The organism is Rhodovulum sp. FJ3 (assembly GCF_032918305.1).
GTDB lineage: Bacteria > Pseudomonadota > Alphaproteobacteria > Rhodobacterales > Rhodobacteraceae > SAT37.
Genome location: NZ_JAWJUU010000002.1, coordinates 740,288 through 763,804, shown reverse-complemented (window position 1 = coordinate 763,804; position 23,517 = coordinate 740,288). Strand labels below are relative to the sequence as shown.

Annotated in this window: 23 protein-coding genes and 1 tRNA gene; 10 read left to right on the top strand and 14 right to left on the bottom strand. The window is 61.6% G+C overall.

All coding sequences use genetic code 11. The features are described 5' to 3' along the window. Nucleotides 1–5: 5 nt before the first annotated feature. On the bottom strand, nt 6–1,226 hold the full coding sequence (locus R1W00_RS08825; RefSeq protein ID WP_317262356.1) for an MFS transporter: 1,221 nt from the start codon (nt 1,224–1,226) through the stop codon (nt 6–8). A gap of 199 nt (nt 1,227–1,425) precedes the next feature. Here R1W00_RS08825 and yghU point away from each other — a divergent pair, with 199 nt between their 5' ends. The 7 genes from yghU (at nt 1,426) to pgi (ending at nt 8,304) form a co-directional block, all read left to right on the top strand. After that, nucleotides 1,426–2,295, top strand: coding sequence for a glutathione-dependent disulfide-bond oxidoreductase (yghU, locus tag R1W00_RS08820; protein ID WP_317262355.1), 870 nt, complete (start codon nt 1,426–1,428; stop codon nt 2,293–2,295). Between the two features lie 64 nt (nt 2,296–2,359). Continuing rightward, nucleotides 2,360–2,983, top strand: coding sequence for a DNA-3-methyladenine glycosylase 2 family protein (locus R1W00_RS08815; RefSeq protein WP_317262354.1), 624 nt, complete (start codon nt 2,360–2,362; stop codon nt 2,981–2,983). After that, nucleotides 2,983–3,651, top strand: coding sequence for an alpha/beta hydrolase (locus R1W00_RS08810; RefSeq protein WP_317262353.1), 669 nt, complete (start codon nt 2,983–2,985; stop codon nt 3,649–3,651). The genes R1W00_RS08815 and R1W00_RS08810 overlap by 1 nt, the downstream gene beginning before the upstream one ends. A gap of 206 nt (nt 3,652–3,857) precedes the next feature. Then, nucleotides 3,858–4,442, top strand: a complete 585-nt coding sequence (locus R1W00_RS08805; protein ID WP_317262352.1) for an HNH endonuclease — start codon at nt 3,858–3,860, stop codon at nt 4,440–4,442. 102 nt (nt 4,443–4,544) lie between these two features. Next, on the top strand, nt 4,545–5,999 hold the full coding sequence (zwf, locus tag R1W00_RS08800) for a glucose-6-phosphate dehydrogenase (protein ID WP_317262351.1): 1,455 nt from the start codon (nt 4,545–4,547) through the stop codon (nt 5,997–5,999). Continuing rightward, nucleotides 5,996–6,670, top strand: coding sequence for a 6-phosphogluconolactonase (gene pgl / locus R1W00_RS08795; protein WP_317262350.1), 675 nt, complete (start codon nt 5,996–5,998; stop codon nt 6,668–6,670). Before zwf ends, pgl begins: the two co-directional genes overlap by 4 nt. Then, nucleotides 6,670–8,304 (top strand): glucose-6-phosphate isomerase, encoded by a 1,635-nt coding sequence (pgi, locus tag R1W00_RS08790; RefSeq protein WP_317262410.1) that lies wholly within the window; start codon nt 6,670–6,672, stop codon nt 8,302–8,304. Before pgl ends, pgi begins: the two co-directional genes overlap by 1 nt. A gap of 83 nt (nt 8,305–8,387) precedes the next feature. Here the strand turns inward: pgi and R1W00_RS08785 are convergent. The 6 genes from R1W00_RS08785 to R1W00_RS08760 all read right to left on the bottom strand — a co-directional run bounded on the left by R1W00_RS08785 (nt 8,388) and on the right by R1W00_RS08760 (nt 13,883). After that, nucleotides 8,388–8,461 (bottom strand) — tRNA-Gly (locus tag R1W00_RS08785). An 88-nt stretch (nt 8,462–8,549) separates the two neighbouring features. Then, nucleotides 8,550–9,101 carry a fasciclin domain-containing protein gene (locus R1W00_RS08780; RefSeq protein ID WP_317262349.1) on the bottom strand — a complete coding sequence of 184 codons (552 nt, stop codon included), beginning with the start codon at nt 9,099–9,101 and terminating at the stop codon, nt 8,550–8,552. 135 nt (nt 9,102–9,236) lie between these two features. Then, entirely contained in the window at nt 9,237–11,291 is a 2,055-nt protein-coding gene (locus R1W00_RS08775; protein ID WP_317262348.1) for an ASKHA domain-containing protein, read from the bottom strand. Between the two features lie 352 nt (nt 11,292–11,643). Beyond that, entirely contained in the window at nt 11,644–12,606 is a 963-nt protein-coding gene (locus R1W00_RS08770; RefSeq protein ID WP_317262347.1) for a methyltetrahydrofolate cobalamin methyltransferase, read from the bottom strand. A 27-nt stretch (nt 12,607–12,633) separates the two neighbouring features. Next, nucleotides 12,634–13,554, bottom strand: coding sequence for a methylenetetrahydrofolate reductase (locus R1W00_RS08765; protein ID WP_317262346.1), 921 nt, complete (start codon nt 13,552–13,554; stop codon nt 12,634–12,636). A gap of 29 nt (nt 13,555–13,583) precedes the next feature. Next, on the bottom strand, nt 13,584–13,883 hold the full coding sequence (locus R1W00_RS08760) for a virulence factor (protein ID WP_317262345.1): 300 nt from the start codon (nt 13,881–13,883) through the stop codon (nt 13,584–13,586). Nucleotides 13,884–14,148: 265 nt separating this feature from the next. On the opposite strand from R1W00_RS08760, the gene R1W00_RS08755 reads away from it, so the two are divergent. Then, nucleotides 14,149–15,261: a Ppx/GppA phosphatase family protein gene (locus R1W00_RS08755; RefSeq protein WP_317262344.1), complete on the top strand. Its 1,113-nt coding sequence runs from the start codon at nt 14,149–14,151 to the stop codon at nt 15,259–15,261. A 71-nt stretch (nt 15,262–15,332) separates the two neighbouring features. Then, the gene (locus tag R1W00_RS08750) at nt 15,333–16,034 is read left to right on the top strand and encodes an RlmE family RNA methyltransferase (protein ID WP_317262343.1); all 702 of its coding nucleotides are present in this window, start codon (nt 15,333–15,335) and stop codon (nt 16,032–16,034) included. A gap of 24 nt (nt 16,035–16,058) precedes the next feature. On the opposite strand, the gene R1W00_RS08745 is transcribed toward R1W00_RS08750, so the two are convergent. The 6 genes from R1W00_RS08745 to R1W00_RS08720 all read right to left on the bottom strand — a co-directional run bounded on the left by R1W00_RS08745 (nt 16,059) and on the right by R1W00_RS08720 (nt 21,991). Further along, nucleotides 16,059–17,504, bottom strand: a complete 1,446-nt coding sequence (locus R1W00_RS08745) for a methyl-accepting chemotaxis protein (RefSeq protein ID WP_317262342.1) — start codon at nt 17,502–17,504, stop codon at nt 16,059–16,061. A gap of 150 nt (nt 17,505–17,654) precedes the next feature. After that, nucleotides 17,655–18,563 (bottom strand): hypothetical protein, encoded by a 909-nt coding sequence (locus R1W00_RS08740; RefSeq protein ID WP_317262341.1) that lies wholly within the window; start codon nt 18,561–18,563, stop codon nt 17,655–17,657. A 51-nt stretch (nt 18,564–18,614) separates the two neighbouring features. Continuing rightward, entirely contained in the window at nt 18,615–19,157 is a 543-nt protein-coding gene (locus R1W00_RS08735; RefSeq protein WP_317262340.1) for a DUF4453 domain-containing protein, read from the bottom strand. Nucleotides 19,158–19,182: 25 nt separating this feature from the next. Further along, nucleotides 19,183–20,001, bottom strand: coding sequence for a hypothetical protein (locus R1W00_RS08730; RefSeq protein ID WP_317262339.1), 819 nt, complete (start codon nt 19,999–20,001; stop codon nt 19,183–19,185). Nucleotides 20,002–20,012: 11 nt separating this feature from the next. Continuing rightward, nucleotides 20,013–20,480: a hypothetical protein gene (locus R1W00_RS08725; protein ID WP_317262338.1), complete on the bottom strand. Its 468-nt coding sequence runs from the start codon at nt 20,478–20,480 to the stop codon at nt 20,013–20,015. A 281-nt stretch (nt 20,481–20,761) separates the two neighbouring features. Further along, a complete protein-coding gene (locus R1W00_RS08720) occupies nt 20,762–21,991 on the bottom strand; it encodes a M20 family metallo-hydrolase (protein WP_317262337.1) in 1,230 nt (409 codons plus the stop codon). Nucleotides 21,992–22,083: 92 nt separating this feature from the next. On the opposite strand from R1W00_RS08720, the gene R1W00_RS08715 reads away from it, so the two are divergent. Next, the gene (locus tag R1W00_RS08715; RefSeq protein WP_317262336.1) at nt 22,084–22,845 is read left to right on the top strand and encodes a FadR/GntR family transcriptional regulator; all 762 of its coding nucleotides are present in this window, start codon (nt 22,084–22,086) and stop codon (nt 22,843–22,845) included. On the opposite strand, the gene R1W00_RS08710 is transcribed toward R1W00_RS08715, so the two are convergent. Continuing rightward, a complete protein-coding gene (locus R1W00_RS08710) occupies nt 22,832–23,500 on the bottom strand; it encodes a DUF1028 domain-containing protein (RefSeq protein WP_317262335.1) in 669 nt (222 codons plus the stop codon). The genes R1W00_RS08715 and R1W00_RS08710 overlap by 14 nt on opposite strands. Between the last annotated feature and the right edge of the window lie 17 nt (nt 23,501–23,517).

The window sequence follows — 23,517 nt, the reverse complement described above, 5'->3', positions numbered from 1 at the left end:
GGCGCCTAGTCCTCGGCAGGGCGCAGCGTCAGCCAGATCAACGCCCCACCGGCCAGCATGATGAACGGCGCCATCGCCATGTTGACGGCGTTCCAGCCCTCTTGCACTGTCCCACCAGAACAGTTCATCAACCCGCCCGAGGCCAGAGACGCCATCGTCACCCCGCCAAACACGATCAGATCGTTCAGACCCTGAACACGGCCACGCTCTTCAACCGTATGGGCGCCCGCCAACATGCTCGTCGCGCCGATGAACCCGAAATTCCACCCGATCCCGAGCAGGATCAGCGCGATAAAGAACTGTTCCAGTTCGACCCCGCTCAGGGCGACCGCACCGGCCCCCGTCAGGATCAACAGGCCCAGACCCACAACCTTTTCCACTCCGAAACGCGCGATCATGTGACCGGTAAAGAACGACGGCACAAACATCGCCAGCACGTGCGCCATCACCACATCGGCGGCATCGTTGGTCTCATAGCCACAGCCCACAACCGCCAAGGGGGTCGAGGTCATCACAAGGTTCATCAACGCGTAGGACACAAGGGCACAGATCATCGCCACGGCCACACGCGGTGTGCGCAGCAATTCCATCCGGCTGCGTCCCTTGGGGGCGTCTGCGGCGGCCTTTTCGGGGCGCGGAATATCAAGGCCTAGGAAAATCAGCGCGCCCAACAGGTTTAGTGCGATCACCGCCAGATAGGTCCCCATGAACGGCACAACAAAGGCGTCCGAGGTCGCTTTGACGATCTGCGGACCGATAATGGCCGACACCAGACCGCCCGCCATGACATAGGAAATCGCCTTGGGACGAAAGGCATCACTGGCCGTATCGGCGGCGGCAAAGCGGTAAAATCCCTGCGCGGACATATAAATGCCGGTGAACAGCGACCCCAACAAAAAGATCGGAAAGGACGCCACATAGAGCCCATAGGACCCGATGGCCGCGCCCAACATGCCGCCCGTCACCCCGATCAGGAACCCGACCCGACGTCCGTATTTCTGCATGATCCCCGAAATCGGCGTCGCGCTCAGCATCGAGCCCAGCACGATCATCGAAATCGGCAAGGTCGCCCAGCACGCGTTTGACGCCAAAGATTGCCCCGCCAGACCGCCAATAGTGAAAATCATCGGCATCTGTGCGCCAAGGAACGCTTGGGCCAGAACCAGAACGATCACATTTCGTTTAGCGCGCCCGTCTTGGGTGGGGGCGGTCATGGTGTCGCTCATGGCGGAAACCTCTGCAAATCTCTACACTTGCTGCATACAGATTTAATATTGCGAATGCGAGAGGGCCGTTCGCGCGGTCCGATGTGCAGGATTGCACAGGGCTATGCATAATGTGCAGGGCAGGGCGGCCTTGTGATACGCGCGCAATTGCTTAGGTTTTTCGCAACCCATTTTTGATTGATTTGACACAGGATGACCCATGGCTGATCTGACCTATACCCCGCCCAAAGTCTGGACTTGGGAAAGCGAGAACGGCGGCCAGTTCGCCAGCACCAACCGCCCCATCGCGGGCCCGACCCACGACAAGGAATTGCCCAAGGGCGAACACGACCTGCAACTCTACTCGCTGGCCACGCCCAACGGGGTCAAGGTGACGATCCTGCTTGAGGAGATGCTTGAGGCCGGTATCGACGCCGAATACGACGCGTGGCTGATCAAGATCGGTGACGGCGACCAGTTCGGCAGCGGCTTTGTCGAGGCGAACCCGAACTCGAAAATCCCTGCGCTGGTTGACCACTCGGGCGACAGCCCCGTGCGTGTATTCGAGAGCGGTTCGATCCTGCTCTATCTGGCGGAAAAATTCGGTGCCTTTATCCCCGACGCCCCCGCAGATCGCACGCAGACCCTGAACTGGCTGTTCTGGCAGATGGGCAGCGCCCCCTATCTGGGTGGTGGCTTTGGCCATTTCTACGTCTATGCGCCCGAGAAATTCCAATACCCGATCGACCGCTTTACGATGGAGGCCAAGCGTCAGTTGGACGTGCTGGAACGTCATCTGGCGGAAAACGAATGGATGGCGGGCGATCAATACAGCATCGCCGATATCGCCATCTGGTCGTGGTATGGTCAGGTCCTGCTGGGTCGTGTCTATGACGCACAGGAATTCCTCGACGCCGAAAGCTATACCAACGCGATGGCATGGGCGAAAAAGATCCTTGAACGTCCCGCCGTACAACGCGGGATCAAGGTCAACCGCACTTGGGGTGAACTCAGCGATCAGCTGTTGGAGCGCCACAGCGCGGCGGATTTTGACACCGCGACCCAAGACAAAGTCCAAGCGGCCGAGTAACATCGCACGCACGACATCAGGGCCCTCGCGATCGTCGCGGGGGCCTTTGTCATAGGGAGGGGCCATGCGCATCATTCACAGCGACGCCTGTATCGCCGAGGGCGCGGCGCATCTGGCGGCGGTTGAGCCACGGTTCGCCATGGCCTTGGACACGGTCGGCACCTTGCCCCTGCGCCGCCGCAAGGACGGGTTTGCCGCCCTTGTCGATGCGATTGTCAGTCAACAGGTCTCGGTCGCTGCCGCCGATGCGATTTACGGACGTCTGAAGGACGCGAACCTCATCGGCCCGCGCAAGATCATGTGGGCCAGTGACGAGGACCTGCGCGCCTGTGGTCTCAGCCGCCAGAAAATCCGCTATGTCCGTGCGCTGGCCGAGGCGCGGATCGATTTCAAGGCCCTGCGCAGCGCGCCGACAGAGCAGGTCATCACAGAACTGACCGCCGTGCCCGGCATCGGCGTCTGGACGGCCGAGATTTACGCGATGTTCAGCCTTGGCCATGCCGATGTCTTTGCACCCGGCGATCTGGCGTTACAGGAAAGTGCCCGCATTCTGTTCGATCTGGACGAACGCCCCCGCGAAAAGGCATTTCGCATCCTCGCCGAACCGTGGTCCCCGTGGAGAAGCGTTGCAGCGCGCCTGCTTTGGGCCTACTACCATGTTGCAAAAGACAGAGAGGGTATTCGCTGATGACACGTGTTCTGACCGCTGGCCGAAAAGAGCCGGTATCCGGGGAAACGCGCTCGGTTGTGGTGTTTCTGCACGGGTTCGGGGCCAATGGCGCCGACCTGTTGGGGATTGCGGACACGATTGGCGAACATCTGCCCGATACCCTGTTTGTGGCCCCTGATGCGCCCGAACGCTGTGCCGGGTCGCCCTTCGGGTTTCAGTGGTTCCCGATCCCGCATTTCGACGGCTCCTCTGAGGAAGAAAAAGAGCGCTCCATGGCCCAGTCGGTCGAGGATCTGAACGCGTTTCTGGATGCGCTGATGGTGGATGAGGACGTCCTGCCCGAGCAGGTCCTGTTGTTCGGGTTCAGCCAAGGCACGATGATGAGCCTGCACGTCGCCCCCCGCCGCGAAGACCCCGTTGCGGGCATCGTGGCGTTTTCGGGCCGGTTGTTGAAACCAGAACTGCTGGCCGATGAGGTCGTCAGCCGTCCGCCGGTTCTGTTGATCCATGGCGATGTGGACGATGTCGTGCCGCCCCAATCCATGCCCGAGGCCGCCGAGGCCCTGCAGGATGCCGGTTGGAAAGACATCTATGGCCACGTGATGAAGGGCACCGCGCACGGGATTTCGCCGGATGGGCTCAGTGTCGCGCTGGCCTTTATGCGGGATCGTCTGGGCGAATCCTGATCCCGCCGCGCAATTTGCCTGAATATTAGGCGCCTTTTGTCATTCTCTCGTTACTTCGCGGACCTATCCCTTTGATGGGCCGCGCGGGTAAATCGTGGGGCTTGTCAGGTTTAACGCCCGATATATAGTGGTAGTCATATATTGGGGCGGGCCGCGTCCCGCCCTGACCGGTTACCGGCAGACAGGGCGAAGGCGGAGTCACACTAATGGACGGCGATTTCAGGACGAGTTTCGTAAGAGAACCACAGGCGCTAAAGCAGTTTCCCGCTTTGGTTCTGAATGCGGATTACCGACCACTTTCTTACTACCCTCTGTCGCTGTGGCCATGGCAAGAGGCGGTCAAGGCAGCGTGGCTGGATCGGGTCGACATCGTCGCCGAATACGATCAGGTGGTCCACAGCCCCTCGACCGAAATCCGAATACCGTCGGTCGTCGTCCTCAAAGATTTTGTCAAACCTCAAAAGCGCGTGGCCTTCACGCGCTTTAATTTGTTTTTGAGGGACGGTTTTTGCTGTCAGTACTGTGGCAGCCGCGGGGATTTGACGTTTGATCACGTCGTGCCGCGGGCCTCGGGCGGGATCACCAGTTGGGAAAACGTCGTGGCCGCCTGTTCCAAGTGTAATCTAAAGAAGGGCTCGAAAAGCCTGCGCAATGCCGGTATGGCTTTGCGTAAGGCCCCGCGTCCCCCAAGTGCCGAGGAACTGCGCAACCAAGGGCGCCGGTTCCCGCCCAACCATCTGCATCAAAGCTGGATGGATTTCCTGTATTGGGACGCCGAATTGGACGAATAAATCCATTTTCGGTATAAATTCACTGGGTGAACTGGACAGCGGTTTGATTGATCGCTAAATAGGCCTTGTTTGCGCTAACACGAAATTTGCGATGAGGGCGAAATGGTTTCACGCGTCATTCCGGTGGATCTCTTTGATCTGGTTATCTTTGGGGGGACCGGTGACTTGGCCCGCCGCAAAATCCTGCCGGGGCTGTATCGCCGGTTTCTGGACGGCCAAATCCCCGAGGACTCGCGCATTATCGCCGCCGCGCGTTCCGAAATGGACGATGCGGGCTATCGCGATATGATCCGCGAGGCGATCGTCGAATTCGTCTCCAAGGACAAGCAGGACAAGACCTGTATCGAAAAATTCCTGTCGCGCCTTGCCTATGTGCAGGTCGATGCGACGGGCACGGATGGCTGGGACGAACTGGCCGAAAAGATGCGCGATGGCGTGGTGCGGGCGTTTTATTTCTCGGTTGGCCCGTCGCTGTTTGGCGCGATTGCCGAGCGTCTGCATGCCTATCACATCGCCGATGAGGACAGCCGCATCGTGGTCGAAAAACCGTTCGGTCATGACCTTGCGACCGCGCGGGCGTTGAACCAGACGCTGGCCGAGCATTTCGACGAAACCCAGATTTACCGCATCGACCACTATCTGGGCAAAGAGACGGTGCAGAACCTGATGGCCGTACGCTTTGCCAATATGCTGTTCGAACCGCTGTGGAACGCGCGCAACATCGACCATATCCAGATCACCGTGGCCGAAACCGTGGGTGTCGGCGGGCGCGGGGGCTATTACGACAAATCGGGTGCGATGCGCGATATGGTGCAAAACCACCTGATGCAGCTGCTCTGCCTGATCGCGATGGAACCGCCCTATGCGTTCGAACCGGACGCGGTGCGCGACGAAAAGCTGAAAGTTATCCGTGCCTTGGATCCGGTCGAACCCGATGACATCGTGCGCGGCCAATACGGCGCAGGCGAGGGCGGGACGAGCTATCTCGACGATGTGGAAAACCGCGACAGCCGCACCGAGAGCTATATCGCGATGAAGCTGCACGTGGCGAACTGGCGCTGGAAGGGGACCCCGTTCTATCTGCGCACCGGCAAACGTCTGCGCGCGCGGACGTCCGAAATCGCCATCGTGTTCAAGGATCCGCCGCATTCGATTTTCGGCGATCAGGAAACCCATAAATCGAACGTGTTGGTCATCCGCCTGCAACCCAATGAGGGCATGAACCTCAAGGTCACGATCAAGGAACCCGGCCCCGGCGGGATGCGTCTGGTCGAGGTGCCGTTGGACATGTCGTTCAAAGAAGCGCTTGGCCCCGATGCCGAGGATATTCCCGACGCCTATGAACGTCTGATCATGGATGTGATCCGCGGCAACCAGACCCTGTTCATGCGCGGCGATGAGATTGAGGCGTCCTGGGCGTGGACCGATCCGATCATTGAGGGCTGGGAGGCGCGCGGTGATCGCCCCGTGTCCTATGATCCGGGCAGTTCGGGTCCCGAGGATGCCTTGATGCTGATGCACAAGGACGGACGTCGTTGGCGTGAGGTCAAGGTATGAACTTTGCCACATATCCCGACCGCGCGGCCCTGATGGCGGGTTTGGCCGCGCAGATCGCCGGTGAACTGGCCGAGGTTCTCAAGGTGCAGGAGCGCGCGACACTGGCCGTACCCGGTGGTACAACGCCCGGTCCGATTTTCGATCAGCTCTGCTTGGCCGATCTGCCGTGGGACCGGATCAACGTGATGCTGACCGATGAACGCTGGGTCGAGGAAAGCTCGGACCGGTCGAACACGGCGCTGTTGAAACAGCGTCTGTTGCGCGAAAATGCCGCCGCGGCGACCCTGATCCCGCTCTATGCCTCGGCCGAAGCGCCCGAGGATCGGTTGGCCGAATTGACCGCAGGTGTGAACGCCGTTCTGCCCCTGTCCGTGGTGGTTTTGGGCATGGGGGCGGATATGCATACCGCGTCCCTGTTCCCCGGTGCGGATCAGCTAGAGGCGGCTTTGGCCGATGACGCCGCGCCCCTCTACGCCATGCGGGCCCCTGGCGCGCCCGAGCCGCGCATGACCCTGTCGGCGCCCGCCCTTGCCAGCGCGCCGCATATTCATATCCTTATCACGGGCGACGAAAAACGCGCCGCCTATGACACCGCCAAATCCCTGAATGACCCCCATGCCGCGCCGGTTTGCGCGGTTCTGGGCCAAGCAACCGTGCATTGGGCAGAATAATCATGACCATCTGGAACAGCTTGCGCGCCGTGGCCGATACCGTTTCCGCGCGCCGTATCACCGACCTGTTTGACTCGCCGGACCGCGCCGCGCGCTTTTCCGCGCGGTTTGAGGACATGCTGTTCGATTTCTCGAAAACCAATATCGATCAGGACATTCTGGACCAACTGCTGGACATCGCCGCACAGGCCGATGTCGCGGGGCGGCGCGATGCGATGTTCGCTGGCGCCAAGATCAACGACACCGAGGGGCGCGCGGTTTTGCACACCGCGCTGCGGGCAAGCTCTGGCCCCGTGATGGTCGATGGTCAGGACGTGATCCCCGGCGTGCATGCGGTTCTGGATCAGATGGCGGCGTTTTGCGCGGATGTGCGCAATGGCACGTTCAAGGGGCAGGGCGGCACGATCACCGATGTGGTGAACATCGGGATCGGTGGCTCGGACCTTGGGCCCGCGATGGCCTATATCGCGCTGCACTCCTATGCGGACGGGCCGCGCTGTCATTTCGTGTCCAACGTCGATGGCGCGCAGATCGCCGAGGTGATGGGCGGTCTGGACTTGACCCGTACCTTGGTCATCGTGGCCTCGAAAACCTTTACCACCATTGAAACCATGACCAACGCCGAAACCGCGCGCCGCATGATGGCCGAGGTGGTGGATGATCCGGCGGCGCAATTCGCGGCCGTCTCGACCGCGTTGGACAAAACCGCTGCCTTTGGCATTCCGGATGAGCGCGTGTTCGGGTTCGAGGACTGGGTCGGCGGGCGCTATTCCATGTGGGGGCCGATTGGCCTGTCCCTGATGCTGGCCGTGGGCGAGACGCATTTTCGCGACTTCCTGCGCGGCGGCGAAGAGATGGACACCCATTTCTGCACCGCGCCCTTTGCCGAGAACCTCCCCGTTTTGTTGGCCATGGTTGGCATGTGGCACCATCAGGCCTGCGGGTTCGGGACGCGGGCGGTTTTGCCCTATGATCAACAACTTGCGCGCCTTCCTGCATACCTTCAACAGCTAGAGATGGAAAGCAACGGCAAGGGCGTTGCGATGGACGGAAGCACGTTGGACGTGCCGTCGGGGCCGGTGGTCTGGGGCGAACCCGGCACCAATGGCCAGCACGCGTTCTATCAGCTGATCCACCAAGGCACCGCCGTGATCCCCTGCGAATTCCTTGTCGCGGCTGAGGGGAACGAGATGGGCCGTTCACGCCATCACCGTCTGTTGGTGGCGAACTGTCTGGCGCAAAGTCAGGCCTTGATGCAGGGGCGCGATCTGGACACCGCGCGCGAGATGATGCGCGCCGCCGGGTTTGAGGGCGATGAGTTGGAACGCCAAGCGCGCCACCGTGTCTTTACCGGCAACCGTCCCTCCACGACCCTGATCTATCCGCGCCTGACGCCGCGCATGCTGGGCCGGATCATCGCCCTTTATGAACACCGCGTGTTCGTCGAAGGCGTGGTTCTTGGCATCAACAGCTTTGACCAATGGGGCGTTGAACTGGGCAAAGAGCTGGCCAAATCGCTGGAACCCGTTCTGGCGGGCACATCCGACGCGCCGGTCGATCCGTCTTCGCGTCAGTTGATTGATTTCGTCCAAGGTCACTTTGGCGCGGACCTCGGCCAGTTCGGCGAAGGCTAAGCCCCACAACGGCCCCGCCGCACGCGGGGCCGGACAGGCGCACCGGTACATCGGCGCGCAACAATCTGAAATCTAGGGGATTTTGGAGCGGGTGAAGGGAATCGAACCCTCGTATGCAGCTTGGGAAGCTGCCGTTCTACCATTGAACTACACCCGCAGTGCGTTTTGAGATAGATAATGCAGCCCCCAAGGTCAAGCGGGGAAAACGGGCCGGTCGGGATTTCTCGACCGGCCCGCATCACACCTTATTTCGGCAGCAAAACGCCGTTGATCACATGGACCACGCCGTTGGCCTGATCGACATTGGCGGTGGTGACCATGGCGGCGTTGCCGCTCTCGTCATAGATGTAGACGTTACCGCCTTTGACCTGCGCCGACAGAGCATCGCCCGACACGGCGTTAAAGTGGTAGAAACCATCGGTGCTGTGCTTGGTGCGGGCGATGATGGTTTCCGCCGACAGGTCCTCGGCCACCACATGCGAGGTCAGGATCTTGGTCAGCATATCCTTGTTCTCGGGCTGCAGCAGGGTGTCGACCGTGCCCTCGGGCAGGGCGGCAAAGGCGTCGTTCACGGGCGCGAAGACGGTGAAAGGACCCTCGGACGCCAGAACGTCGACCAGATCGGCCGCCTGAACGGCGGCGACCAGAGTGGTCAGGTTGTCGGCCTGAACGGCATTCTCAACGATGTTATTCGTGGCGGGCATCGGCGCGCCGCCCACGATCGGAACATTGGCCATCGCGGCGGTTGCGGTGCCCATGGCCAGAATTGCGGCAGTGCGAATGATGGTGGTTTTCATTGGTCGTCTCCTCTTACTGTCGGTACCGTGTTTGGCCCGATTGTAGAGGAGTACGGGGCGACCACGGGATCGGTTCACAAACCCGTGGTCACATTGAATTGAGCCATATTACACTGGCCTTTCGGTCAGATCACGCTACCGCGCGCGACGACGACGACGTCCCCCGCGTCCCTCATCATCGCCGCCATGGGCGTTGAAAGACGGGCTCGGGAGCGTGACGACCTTGGCCAGTTCGGGGAAAGGATCCACCGCGTGGGGCAGGGCGTTCGCGTTGACGAAATGCTCTTGAAAACGCGGCTCAATCGCCGTTTCGATCTTGTGGATCTGGCGCACGACGGTCTCAATCTCACGGCGCGCGTCGATGTTGCAAAGGGCAATACGCGCGCCCGTACCGGCGGCGTTGCCTGCGCTGCTGACCTTATCCAGTTGGACGTCGGGGATCATGCCCAGAACCATGGCGTGTTTGGCACTGATATGCGCGCCAAAGGCACCGGCCAGAACCACGCGGTCCACCCGTTCGACGTTCATTTCATCCATCAACAGGCGCGCCCCGGCATAGAGCGCCGATTTCGCCAGCTGGATCGCGCGGATGTCGCCTTGGGTCACGGTGATCAGGGGGCCGCCCTCAGCGCGCCCGTCGTGCAGGACATAGGCATGCGTGCGGCCCTCGGGGATACAGCGCGGCGTGCCGGTTTGCTCCGCCCCGCCGATCAGGCCCGAGGCATCCAAAAGGCCCGCCATACGCATCTCCGCGACGGCCTCGATAATGCCTGACCCGCAGATGCCGGTGATGCCGGTTGTGGCAACGGCCTGCTCAAATTCCGGATCATCGGACCACAGGTCACTGCCGATCACGCGGAACCGCGGCTCCTTGGTCACGGGGTCGATTTCCACGCGCTCAATCGCGCCCGGCGCGGCGCGTTGGCCCGAACTGATCTGGGCGCCCTCGAACGCGGGACCTGTGGGCGAGGAACAGGCCAAGACGCGGTTGCGATCCCCCAACAGGATTTCGGCGTTGGTGCCGACGTCCACGATCAGGACAAGGTCCTCGGATTTCTGCGGCTCTTCGGACAGGGCGACGGCGGCGGCGTCCGCCCCGACGTGCCCTGCGATGCAGGGCAGGATATAGGTCCGCGCTCCGGCGTTGACGGCGCCGAGGTTCAGGTCTGTTGCCGCCATGTTCACGGCGTCCGACACGGCGAGGGCAAAGGGCGCTTGGCCAAGCTCAACCGGATCGATCCCCAGCAGCAGGTGGTGCATCACGGGGTTACAGACCACGGTCAACTCTACAACCGACTGCGGGTCGATGTTCGCGTCCGCGCAGAGGGATTTCGCCAGATCGTTCAGCGCCTCGCGCACCGCGGCGGTCATTTCGCGATCCCCACCTTGGTGCATCATGGCATAGGACACACGGCTCATCAGGTCCTCACCGAACCGGATTTGCGGGTTCATGATGCCCGCACTTTCCACCACTGCGCCGGTGCTCAGATCGCACAGATGCGCGGCGATGGTGGTGGAGCCGAGGTCGACAGCAAGGCCGAAAAGGCCTCCCTCGTAAAACCCGGGCCAGAGGTCGATCAGTTGCGGTGCGGTCCCGGTGTGGTCGTGGTGAACGGCAAGGGTCACCTGCCATTTGCCCTTGCGCAGGATCGGCTGCAATCGGGGTAGGATGTGGTTTGGCACAGACAGTTCGGCCACGTCCCATTGGGCCTTTAGCGCGGCGCGCAGACGTTCCAGATCGCCGGTGGGGCTGTGCATATCCGGCTCGGCCACGTCGACCAGATAGAGACGCGTCGCAGGGGCCATGGTGATAGCGCGGGCCGTGGCGGCCTTGCGGACGACTTGGCGGTGGACTTGGCTTTCGGGAGGGACATCGAGGACGACATCGCCCAGAATCTGCGCCTGACAGCCCAAACGCCGTCCGGGTTTCAACCCGCGAATGCGGTCATAGCGATCCTCAACCGCGTTTTGCGGGGACAGCGCGTTTTCGTCGACGGTCACCCCGTGCTTGGAAAACGTGCCGTAGGATGGTGCGATCTGGCATTTGGAACAGATACCACGTCCGCCACAGACACTGTCCAGATCGACGCCTAGAGAGCGGGCGGCGGACAGGACTGTTGTGCCAACGGGTACAGTGCCACGTTTTCCGGAGGGGGTGAAAATGACTTTGGCTTGGGTGTCTGTTGTCATCGTCTTGTTCCGTCGGTTGCCAGATTTTTCGACGAAAAATCTGGGAGGCAAAACTCTTCGGCGAAGAGTTTTGCACCACGTTGCAAATTAACAGATGATCCGCAATGGCTCAGACGTACAGAAGATAACAATCTGGTCGCCCGATTGAACCATATGATAGCCGCGACGGCGGACTTCGAGTTCCAAGCGACCATACCCGATCTCGCGTTCGACATCCCGCAGACTGCGGCGCACAATGCCCCCGCCGCGCGCAGATTTTGAACTAAAAATCTGCGCGACCCACGGGTGGTCTGGGATGTCACGAGCATTCAGGTACATGCCCTTGGATTAATACGCATTGGTTAATGCGGCATTAACCACGGCGGCGACGGCGACCGCCGCGACCACCAGCCCCGGATGCTTGGGCAGCCTTGGCGGCCTCGGGGAAGGTTGCGCCCTCTTTCACCGCATCCAGAACGCGGCTGAATGCGATCCATTCGCCCCCGTTCGCATCGTGGTTCATCAGCATGTTGGCGGCTTTGATCGCCTCCATCTCTACCTGACGCACGGGGTTCATGATCGCGCTGGTCATGCCCGCGCCAATCGCCATCGGCAGAAACGCCGCGTTTACGCCGTGACGGTTGGGCAGACCGAACGAGATGTTCGACGCACCACAGGTCGTGTTCACGCCCAGTTCATCGCGCAGACGACGCACCAGCGTGAACACCTGTTGACCAGCCGAGGCCATCGCGCCAACGGGCATGACCAGCGGGTCCACCACGATGTCATGGGCGGGGATGCCGAAATCGGCGGCGCGTTCCACGATTTTCTTGGCGACCTCAAAGCGCACGTCGGGGTCTTCGGAAATACCGGTGTCGTCGTTCGAAATCGCCACAACCGGCACGTTGTATTTCTTGACCAGCGGCAGAACCAGTTCCAGACGGTCTTCTTCGCCCGTGACCGAGTTGAGCAGCGGGCGACCTTTGGCTGCCTGCAGACCGGCCTCTAGCGCGCCGGGAACCGAGCTGTCGATGCACAGCGGCACATCGACCAGACCCTGAACCATTTCGATCATTTTGGTCATCAGGGGCGGTTCGGTCTCGTTCGGGTTCGGGTTCGAGTTATAGACCACGCCCGCGTTCACATCCAAAACCATCGCGCCACAGGCGACCTGTTCCAGAGCGTCCTTTTCGACCGTGCTGAAATCACCGGCCTCAAGCTCGGCGGCCAGCTTTTTACGGCCCGTGGGGTTGATCCGCTCACCGATCACGCAGAACGGTTCGTCGAAACCGATGGTGACGGTCTTGGTTTGGGATTCGATGACGGTACGGGTCATAACAAGGTCCTTGGGTTAGGCGTCGGGTTAGGCGGTCTCGGCCGGAACAGCGGCAGAGCCGCCATTTTCAATGGCCCAGGTCGCGTTGGTCTTGATCCCGCCCAGCGGGAAGAAATGGATCGATTCAACGCCGAAGTTCGGGTTGGCGGCCTTATGCGAGGCCAGTTCGTTGATCAGCTCGGTCGGCTCGAACGGCACGACCAGTTTGGTCACATCCTTGGCGCGGCGTTGCAACACGCGCAGGGACGGGCCCACGCCACAGGCAATCGCGAATTTCAGCAGGGTCTGCAGTTTCGCCGGACCCGCAACGCCCAGATGGATCGGCAGGTTGATGCCCTCGGCGGCCAGACGGTCGGCCCATTCGATGATCGGACCGGCCTCGAACGCGAACTGGGTCGCGATGGCCATCTTGGCGTCGGTGCGTTCCGAAAACGCCTGTTTCCAGCGCAGCGCGGCCATAACCTGTTCGTCGCCGCCCTTGGGGTCGATATCGCGGTTGCCTTCGGGGTGACCGGCGACGTGCAGACGCTCGAACCCGTCAAACAGACCGGTTTCCATCAGTTGCAACGAGTTCTCGAAATCGCCAACGGGGTTGGACACACCACCGGCCAGCAACAGCGCCTGTTTCACATCGGCCTCGCCACGATACTGGGCGATCCATTCGGCCAGTGTCGCGCGGTCCTTGATGATGCGCGCGGGGAAATGGGGCATGACGTTGAACCCGTCGCGGGCCAGACGGCGCGCGGTGTCGATCATTTCCTCGATCGGGGTGCCGTCGATGTGGGCGATGTAGACGCGGGTGCCTTGGGGCAGCAACTCGCGAAAGTTCTCGACCTTGGCGGCGGTGCGCGGCATCACCTCAATCGAATAGCCTTGCAGCAGGGCCTCTACCTCGGGGGTGACCGGTGCCGCGGCGTCTTCGCGACGTTTGAATTTCAACAGTGCCATTGCGCTCTCCCAAAGCCGGGTTGCAGATTTCAGGTCCATCCGGAATTGGCGATCAGCGCTTTGAGACGGTCGTTATCGTATTCGGCGTCCAGTCGGGCGGCTTCGGCTGTGGCGATGTCCTCGGGGTTGTCCCCCTCGACCGAATAGGGCGCAGCCTTGCGCCATTCGGCCAGATAGGCGTCGCTGTCGCGCGCACCGATCTTCATCGCACAGCGGTCAATCGCCTGTTCGAACCGCTCGGCCAGCACGCGTTTGGACCCACGACGGCCTTTGCCGACGATGATTTGGGCCGGAATGTCGCGCCAGTATACGATTGTCACGTCGGGCATCTGATTCCCCTGTTTCCTGTCTTCCACATGTAGGGCGCGCAATGGCGTTCACGGTGTCGGTTTTCGACATGCCGATGCGAACTTGCGACCTTGGGTGCGCATTTCATACACAAACGCCTGATCCCCAGCCACAGGGGGCAGCGTGAAAAATTCTCAACAAGGTTATGAAGCGGTTCGTGATTGCACAGGGGCGGTGCTCATGTGTGCTTGCTTAGGGCGGGTTCTGTGCATAGATTGGAGGCAACTTGAAATGGAGGGCGTGATTATGGCGCCCAAGCGTCCCAAAGGTGCGGGCGCGTTTCCCAAAGCGGTCGAAACCCCCGCGCCGAAAAAGCCCGATCCCGCGGACCTCTACGCCGCGCTGGATCTGGGAACCAATAGTTGCCGCATGCTGATCGCCCAACCCAAGGGCAGTCAGTTTCATGTGGTCGATAGCTTTTCCAAATCGGTGCAACTGGGCGCCGGTCTGGAGGCGTCTGGCAAATTGTCCCGTGCATCCATTGGGCGTACGGTGCAGGCTTTGCGTATCTGCAAAAGCAAGCTGGACCGGCATAACGTCAAACGCATGCGTCTGGTCGCGACCGAGGCCTGTCGCCGTGCGCGCAATTCCGATGATTTCATCCGTATGGTGAAACATGAAACGGGTCTGCGGCTGGAAATCATCCGCCCCGAGGAAGAGGCGCGTCTGGCCGTTGTGTCCTGTGCGCCGTTGGTGAGCACCAAGACCGAACAGTTGCTGGTGGTGGACATCGGCGGAGGCTCGACCGAGCTGGTCTGGATCGACCTGTCGACCGTGCCGCGCCACGAACGGCCACGCGCGATCATGCGTTTGCATGCTGGGTTCAAAACCACCGACAGCCCATTCCCCGCCGCCAAGGTGGTCGACTGGATCAGCGTCCCCTTGGGCGTCGCGACGTTGAAGGATCAGTTCAACGATGTCGACGACGACGCGGCGCGGTTTGCGCTGATGAGCTGGTTTTTTGAGGAAAATCTTGCGGATTTCTCGCCCTATGCCCATGAACAGGCCCGCGAAGGGTTCCAGATCATCGGCACCAGTGGCACAGTGACCACCGTCGCGGCCTCGTTCCTTGGTCTCAAACGCTATGACCGGAACAAGGTGGACGGGCTGCGCATGACCAGCGATCAGATCGACAAGGTTATCCGCTGGTATCTGACGCTTGGCCCCGAGGGACGGCGGCGCGATCCGCGCATCGGTCGGGACCGGCATGCGTTGATCATGTCGGGCGCGGCGATCTTGCAGGCCTTGTTGCGGATTTGGCCGACGGACCGCCTATCGGTGGCCGATCGGGGCTTGCGCGAGGGGTTGCTTTACGCGCAGATGAGCGCCGATGGCGTCCTAGAGGACGGCCCGTTCTAAACGGCACCCCAACTGTCCCGTTTGGGACATCATACTGAATAACAAAGAGGGGCCCGCGGGCCCGTAGGACTATGGCAAAAAACACCAGCGGGCGCGGTCAGCGCGATTTGAGGGTCAAGGTCAAAACCGCACGCGGTCGCAAGCTCAGCTCGACCCTGTGGCTGGAGCGGCAGTTGAACGACCCCTATGTGCGCCGCGCCAAGGCGGACGGCTATCGCGGTCGCGCGGCCTATAAGATCCTCGAACTGGATGACAAGTTCCGCTTTCTCGTGCCGGGTGCGCGGGTGGTGGACCTTGGCTGTGCGCCGGGGGGCTGGTGTCAGGTTGCGGTTAAACGCGTCAACGCCTTGGGTGAGAAAAAGGGCAAGGCCGTCGGCACCGTTCTGGGCGTCGACCTGCGCGAGATCGAACCGGTTGCAGGGGCCCAGACCTATGCGTTGGACTTTATGGAAGACGACGCCGATGCACAGGTCAAGGAATGGCTGGGCGGTGGGGCCGATGTGGTGATGTCGGACATGGCGGCGGCCAGTTCGGGCCACAAACAGACCGACCACCTGCGCATTGTCGCCCTGTGTGAGGCGGCGGCCTATTTCGCGTTCGACGTCCTGTCAGAGGGCGGTACATTCGTGGCCAAGGTTCTGGCCGGTGGCGCCGAGGGTGAGCTGCAAAAGCTGCTCAAACAACGCTTCACCAAGGTCGTGAACGTCAAACCCCCTGCCAGTCGCTCCGACAGTTCCGAAAAATTCGTGGTCGCCACCGGCTTTCGCGGCTAGGGCCAATCGGCCCTAGCGCTTGGCCTAGCCCGCGCGCGCCATCGCCTGCAACAGGGTTTCGGGATTCAGTCGCTGAATCCGGAACTGTCCGATCTGCGTGCCCAGCTGGGTCGAGCGCTCCTTGAGCATCGCGGCCCCTTGGGTTGTGCTTTCGACCATTTCGACGTTCTGCTGGGTCATATTCCCAAGCTCTTGCATCGCGCGGTCAATCGACGCGATACGGTTGGCCTGTGCATCGGCGTTGGATGAAATCTCGCGCACAAGTGCCTCAATTTCCGATACTTTTTCGGCGGTCTGTTCGAGGCTTTCGTTGGTTTTCCCTAGCAGGTTCTCGCCGTTTTGCACGTTCTGCGCGCCCGTTTCCAGAACGTCGCGGATCGTCTTGGCCGCCTCGATAGACCGCGAGGCCAGCGCGCGCACCTCTTGGGCCACGACGCTAAAGCCGCGACCGGCCTCACCTGCGCGGGCGGCCTCGATGCTGGCGTTCAGGGACAACAGGTTGGTTTGCATGGCGATGTTGTCGATGACCGAAATCGCCTGACTGATGGATTTGAAACTGTCGACGATTTTGCTCATGGCTTCGCGGGCGCTGGACATTTCGGCGGTGGACCCAGTGACCAGCGTGCGGGCCTCTTCGGCGCCGCTGCGGGCCTGACCGGCAAAGTCCGAGTTGCGCTGGACGTTCTTGTTGATGTCGTCCATCGAGCCGGTGGTTTCCTGCAACGTGCGCGCCTGAACCTCGGTGCGTTCGGCCAGCGCCTTGATTGCGTCGGAAATCTCGCCCGCGTCGCCATCAACCGCCGCCGCCGTATCCGCCACAGACCCCAAGGCATGGGACAGGGAAACGGTAGCCGCCTTATAGTGCTGTTTGGCCGCCGACACCTTTTCGGGCAGGTCGGGAATATCGTGGGTCAGATCGCCTTGGGCCAGCGCCTCTAGGGCGGCGCCCAGTTCTTTCATCGCGTGGGCGTCCGCCGCGCTTTCGGCTTCGCGCTCTCGGTCGAATTCGGCGCGTTGGCGTTCGTTGTCGTCAATCAGTTTCTCGAAAAACTGTTCCATCGCCACGCTCGCATCCACGAATACGCCGCACAACAGAGCCTGAATTTTGGCCTCACGGTCCGCGCCGGTGATGCCCTGTTCCTCGGCCGCGTTGACAAGGCTGTTGATCAGGCCACCGGTGTAATAGGCATAGCCCCACAGGTATCCGCGATAGTCGATGGTTTCCGCGATGTTGCGCGCGATGACGCGTTGATCGCGCAGGTAGTCATCGGAAAAGTCGCCAACCACGATCCGCTTGAACTTGAGCTCTTCTTGCTCGTAGAGGCCGGGCGGCAGGTCGGTCCAGTCGGTGAACACCGACGAATACGCGCCCAAGAGCGTCTGGTACAGGTTCCCGATGATCAGGTCATGGACTTGGCGCCCCTGCGCCACCTGCTCAGGGGAAAACTGCGGAATGTCGTTATCGGTCATGGGTTACGGCCCTTGCAAACACTTCTACCTATGTCTGCTGACGGTCATTGGCCGGAAACTTATAGGGCAATTGCGGCCCGTTCTTGGGCCCGTCACAGGGTGACGTCGCGTTGGGCAGGGGCGCAAGGTTTGCTTGCGCCCCGTTCGTGGTCAGCCGCCAAAGCCCGCGATATTGGCCTCTTTGATCCACGCGCTTGAGCATTTGCCGAAATAGGCCATGTCCGCCGGCCAATCCTCGGGCGTCAGGGCACAGGCCGCCAGACGCGCGTCATAATCCAGTTCGGCCATATAGCCGCCCGCGCCGTCGCCCTTGTCCGGATCGCCCCAGATGACGCCGGAAAACCCGTCCCGATAGGCGCATTCAAACGCATTGCCCAAGTCTTCGGGGAAGGCATAGCCAAGGATCGCCGCATCGTCCTGCGGGGCGGCGTAAAGGGCGATTTGCCCGTTCTCGGTCCCCTCATTGGCGGGCACGGCACCGACCTCACGACAGTCATAGCTGCCATAGGGGCTGGCGCCGGTGATCGGCATTTGAGGTTGGTAAAAGGGCGCGCTGTCGCCGCTGGGACCGGTGCGAAAAGTGTTCATCGACACCCCGCGCAGGTCCATCAGGTTCTGAACCTCGGCCGACAGGGCAGGGGTCATGCAGGACAGGGTCCGCTCTGGCGCGGTGCCCCGCCCGAACAGGTCCAGCCAGACAGACGCCTCGGCGGTGTCCGTGGACCCGATCGGCATCTTCAGCGCCAGAACCGCGCGCCCGCCCTCATGCAGAAAGGTGTATTCAAACACGTCCCACGGATAGCCGCCCGTGCCCGGGGTCATGCCAAAGGGCGTCTCGGCGGCCAGTTGCACAATCGGCCCATCCGAAATCGAGGGCGTGACGTAGAGTTCCAGCGCGGGCGCGCCGGTCTCGGGGTGGCTGCTGGCGCAGAGTTTGATTTCCTCGGCCTCTTCGGTCAGGCACAGGACCTGCGTGGCCAGAATGTCGTCGCAAAATGCCGATGCCATACCGGCCGACCCGATTAGGCCCACAGTGGCGGCGATACTAAATAAACGCATGTTCAATTCTCTTTGGTGGGACCACAGCGCGCGGTCCCGTTGCACGATGGATTAGCCTGCGAAGACCTCACAGTTTTGATCGGTCACGGCCTCCAGCGGGACCCACCCAACGGCCGTGTCGGTTTCCACGAAGACGTAATCGCCCCAGCCCTCGAACCGGAAAAACACAGTGTCACCGGGGGTGATCGTGCCGACGGGATAGCTCATCTGTTGGCCGATTCCGCTTGTCATGGTGACGGGCGCGCCGGTGTAGCCGATGCAGGCGGATTCGAACTCGGACAGGGTCGGCAGCAGGTCGATATCCTCAAGCTTGCCGATCAGGGACGAATTGAGGCTGCGCGAACCGGTGTTCACGGCGCAGTCATTACGCGCCTCAATGTCTTTGTGGGCGTTGACCATGGCTTGGTCCCAGTCGTCCAGAACGGGGCTTTTGGTGGAGCACTCGGCGTCAAACACCGATTGCCCCAAGGTCGAGCCAAAGCAATACCCCGCGCGGTCAAAGGCGAGGTTGCGCAGGTACCACGCGTCTTCGCACAGGGCGCTGGCCGAGGTTGCTATGCAGAGGAAAAGGGCGGTTGTGAACGCTGTTTTCATTGTCGATCTCCTAATAATTGCGCCGTTACTGGATGCGTTTCAGGAACGCGCCATCCACCCATCCTGTGGCGCAGGGGCCGGTATAGGGGTGGCCAATCTGTTCGGGGCGGATCGTGCAGGTGTCGATCCCGCCGGTCGGAAGGGCGACGGCGATAAACGCCCCCTCGCGGGCAAGCACATCGACGTCTTGCATGGGCTGCAGCATCCACCACACCGGCGTGTCGGAACGCGGCCGGGCAGAGGCATAGACCGGCAGGCCCTCTGACCCTTCGGGCACATTTGACACGCGGGCAATGCCGACCGTGTCGATCTGTGGGGTGATGACGTCCTGCGAAAAGAATGCGCCGATCGGGCCGCGATCCACCTGCGCCGACCAGAGCGGTTCGGGATCGGCATAGACGGTGTCGGCATGGCACACGGTCTGATCCACCCGTTGCCGCCAATGCGGGGATTGCAGCCACATATCGACCGGTTGACCCGCGATCACCTCTTCGGCCAGATCGTCCCACGGCAGACGCAGGTGCAATGTCACGGGCTCACCCATGTCCGTGTGCCAGAAGCCCAGTTCCAGGCGCGCCACATCCCCCTCTGACCACTGAAACCACGTCGTATCGGCATCCGCGATCAGGGGGATGTCGTAAAACGGGTCTCCGGTCGCAAGACGGTGGCGGTTCAGGCTGTAGTGGCCGCCGTTCATGCAGACGGTGATCTGTTCGCGATATTCACGCTCGCCAGTCGCGCATTGGAACAGGATATCCCCCTTGCAGACGGGTTCGGCCATGGCTGTGCCGGTTGCGGCGGCCATCGCGATTGCGGTGGCCGTTGCGATTGCAAAGCGGGTCATGGGTGCGCCTGTTACTGAGCGATTTCAATACGTTCGACAAGGGTGCTGAGGTCACTATCGACCGAGCCGCCGTCGCAGTTCAGGGCCGCGATCTGTGCGCCGTTTTCCAGAACAAGAATCCCGCCCTCAACCTCAGAGTCATTGCTGCGTTCGGCGCCCCACCAGACCTCATAGGCATAGCCGCCTCCCGCCTCGAACGTGACGGATTCAGAGATGAAATTGCCAATGCCGTTCCACGGTGTCGCGGTCATTTCGGCCATGGGGCGGGTGATTTCCTTTTCGACACCGCCGGCGGTTTTGTAAAAGCCATAGATCGCTTGGGTATCCCCGTTCCCGTCCGCCAGACAGACCGAAACGGCCTTGGCGCCGCCCTTGAAGGTGCAGGAAAACACCTCGGTTGAGGCCGTGGGGCAAAAGCCGCCTGCATGGGCCGCGCCGGTCGCAAACATCAGGGTGGAGGCAAGGAAAAGGGATTTCATGTGGCTATCCTTTACAAGGGTACTCAATAGGGAAACGGTCACGGGCGCGCGCATTTCAGGACAGCGCGCCCATTCGGCCAAAAGGGACGTGTTTTCGGAAAGGGGGGCACGGATTACACCAAGAACTTGTTACTCTGTTAATTTTCCAACCGGTCAAAAACGTCGGTCGTGGGGCCTATATGCGGGCGAACTCACAGAAAGTTTATGGGAATAGACGCGCGATTTTCCCTCTCTGACACGGTGGATCAGAAAGGCGCAGGAGGATCGCAAAGGGTGGGGGATTAACCCCCGCGCTGCGCCGCGAGGTGGGCAATGCTGGTGGCGAGCGCGTGAATGGCGGCGCCCATATCGGCGGCACTCGCGTATTCGTCGGGGGTGTGGCTGACCCCGCCGTGACAGCGCAGGAACAGCATCCCCATCGGGCACAGATCCGGCATGGCCGAGGCATCATGCGTCGCGCCCGAGGGCAGGTGCGGCACGGTCTGGCAGGCATGCCGCGCACCGGCCTCAAGCGCGGCCATCAGGTCCGGATCACAGGGCACGGCGGGTTGGTGGTAGGTGCGCGTAATCGTGGTGGCGACGCCGGTATCGGCGGCGATTTCGTCAATCATCACGGCGGCTTGGGCGGCGAAATCCGCGCGGTCCTGATCGTTCAGGGCACGGATTTCAAGGGTCAGGTCAACCGCGTTTGGGATGGCATTGACCACATTGGGCCGCAGGGTCAGGGCGCCAACAGTGGCGCGCAGGTCGGGCGTGGCGCAGGCGGCGGTGTGGACGGCATCAATCAGACGCGCCGCCGCGACCAAGGCATCGCGCCGCCCCGCCATCGGGACAGTTCCCGCATGGCCGGTTTCGCCGCGAAAGGTGACGGTGTTGCGCTCAATCCCGCAGATGCCGGTCACGACGCCAAGGGGTACGCCCATGTCCTCAAGCACGGGACCCTGTTCGATATGCACCTCAAGATAGCCAAGGATCGTCGCCGGATCGCGGGCCAATCCCGCCACCGCCTCAGGCGTGCCGCCGAAATCGCGTAGGGCGGTGGCCAGTGTCACACCGTCGCCATCCACCATGTCCAGAACCGCCGGATCAAACGTGCCGGCGATGGCGCGCGGCCCCATCAACGCGGTGGGAAAGCGCACGCCCTCTTCGTCGGCAAAGGCCAGAACCTCAACCGCAAAGGGCAGGGCGGTGCCCTCGGCCCTGAGGCGTTGCACGGCCAGACAGCCAAGGGCGATGCCCATGATCCCGTCATAGCGCCCGCCATTGCGCACCGAATCCTGATGCGACCCGATCAATAGCGTGGGCGCGCCTGCGGGGCCGTCCGTGCGCCCGATCAGGGTGCCCGCCGCATCCATGTGGACGTCCATGCCCGCGTCCTGCATCCAGCCGCGGATCACCGGCAGGGCGGCGGCGTGCTCGGCCGTAAAGGGAAACCGCGTGACGCCGTTTTTATCAACGCTGTGGCCTGCGATGTCACGCAGGCGGTCCTGTGCCAGTTGACCCCAATCCATAGGCGCCCCTTAATTTATCATTATAATTTTTTCACTACACAGCGGCCTAGGACATGTCTATGTTTTTATGATGATAAAATTCGAGGTGCAGAATGGACGGCAGTACGACACCCCCGGCCAAGCCCAAACGGTCCCGTCCGGTCCAAGTGGCCGACCAGATCAAACAATGGGTGGTCGAGCGTGACCTGAAAAAGGGCGACAAACTGCCGAATGAAAGCGCGATGATCGATCTGTTCTCCGTGTCCAAGGGCACGGTGCGCGAGGCGCTGCGCATCCTTGAGGCACAGGGGTTGATCGTCACCAAAACCGGCCCCGGTGGGGGCAGTATCGTGGGCGAGGTCTCGGCGAACCGCGCGCGGTCCTTGTTGGCGAACTATTTCTATTTTCAGGACCTGTCGGTGGCCGACATCTATCAAATGCGCCGCGCGCTGGAACCGGAACTGGCGGCCAGTCTAGCGGGCACTCTGACAGAGGATCAGATCGCCGAGCTGCAAGAGCTGGCCGAACGCTATCCCGAACCGGCGAAATCCGCAGAGGAGGAAAAGGAACAGCACATTGCCTCGCTGGTCTTTCACGCGCGCCTGTCAGAGTTTGCCGAGAACAAGCTGTTGGGCTTTGTGATCGGGTTCATGGCCAACATCCTGACCGACATGACGGTCTACCGCCAACTCTATGATCCGCCCAACGTGGTTCTGTGGTCCAAGGGGCGAGAGCACCAATTGGCACTGGTCGATGCCTTGCGCGCGGGGCAGGCGGATGAGGCGCGCCACATTATGGCCTCGCACATGCAGATCGCCGAGGAACTGATGAAGGTCCAAGAGGCGCATCTGCTGCGCCGGTTCATGGGCGATTAGGCGCGCGGGATTTATCAACAACCACCGGCACCTCATGCAGCCAGTCGTTATAGGGCGAGGATTGCGTGCGCTGATAGAGACGCTCTAGCGCGGCAATGGGGGCGGTGTCGTAATCCACCCGAATGTCGAGGGGCGGCGCATTCGGTTTTAGGATCAGCATCGCCGCCGATTGCAGGCCGCGACTGTCCCCGCCCGCGTTCAGCGCGGCGTTCAGCACGGCAAACATCCGTTCGGCGGGATCGGCAGGACCATCGCGGGCCACGCGGCGCATGGCGTCCAGAACCTCAGGCCCGGTCAGCATGTTGCCCGCGATCACCAGATCCTGTTCGACCAGATGCCCCGCATAGGGCACGCTGTCCTGTCCGGTGAACGCCTGCGCCGCGCCATAACGATCCAGCGCCGACAATTGCCGGTGCCCGCGCCCTTCGTCCGCACCCGTCACACGATCCACCGCCGTGACCGCCGATTGACCGCCATACATCGCCCGCAACACGTCATCGCGCCAGAACGAACTGGGCGCGGTGCCCTGTGACGCGACAAGGCCCGATTCTATGTCGCCGCGCAAAACCCAGCCGCCGACGCAGAGGCTGCCCGTTGCGGCGGCCCCCGCGAAAACGCCTGTTTTAGTGTCAAAACTGAGAATCGAAAACGTCATGGCAGGGCCTCGTGATA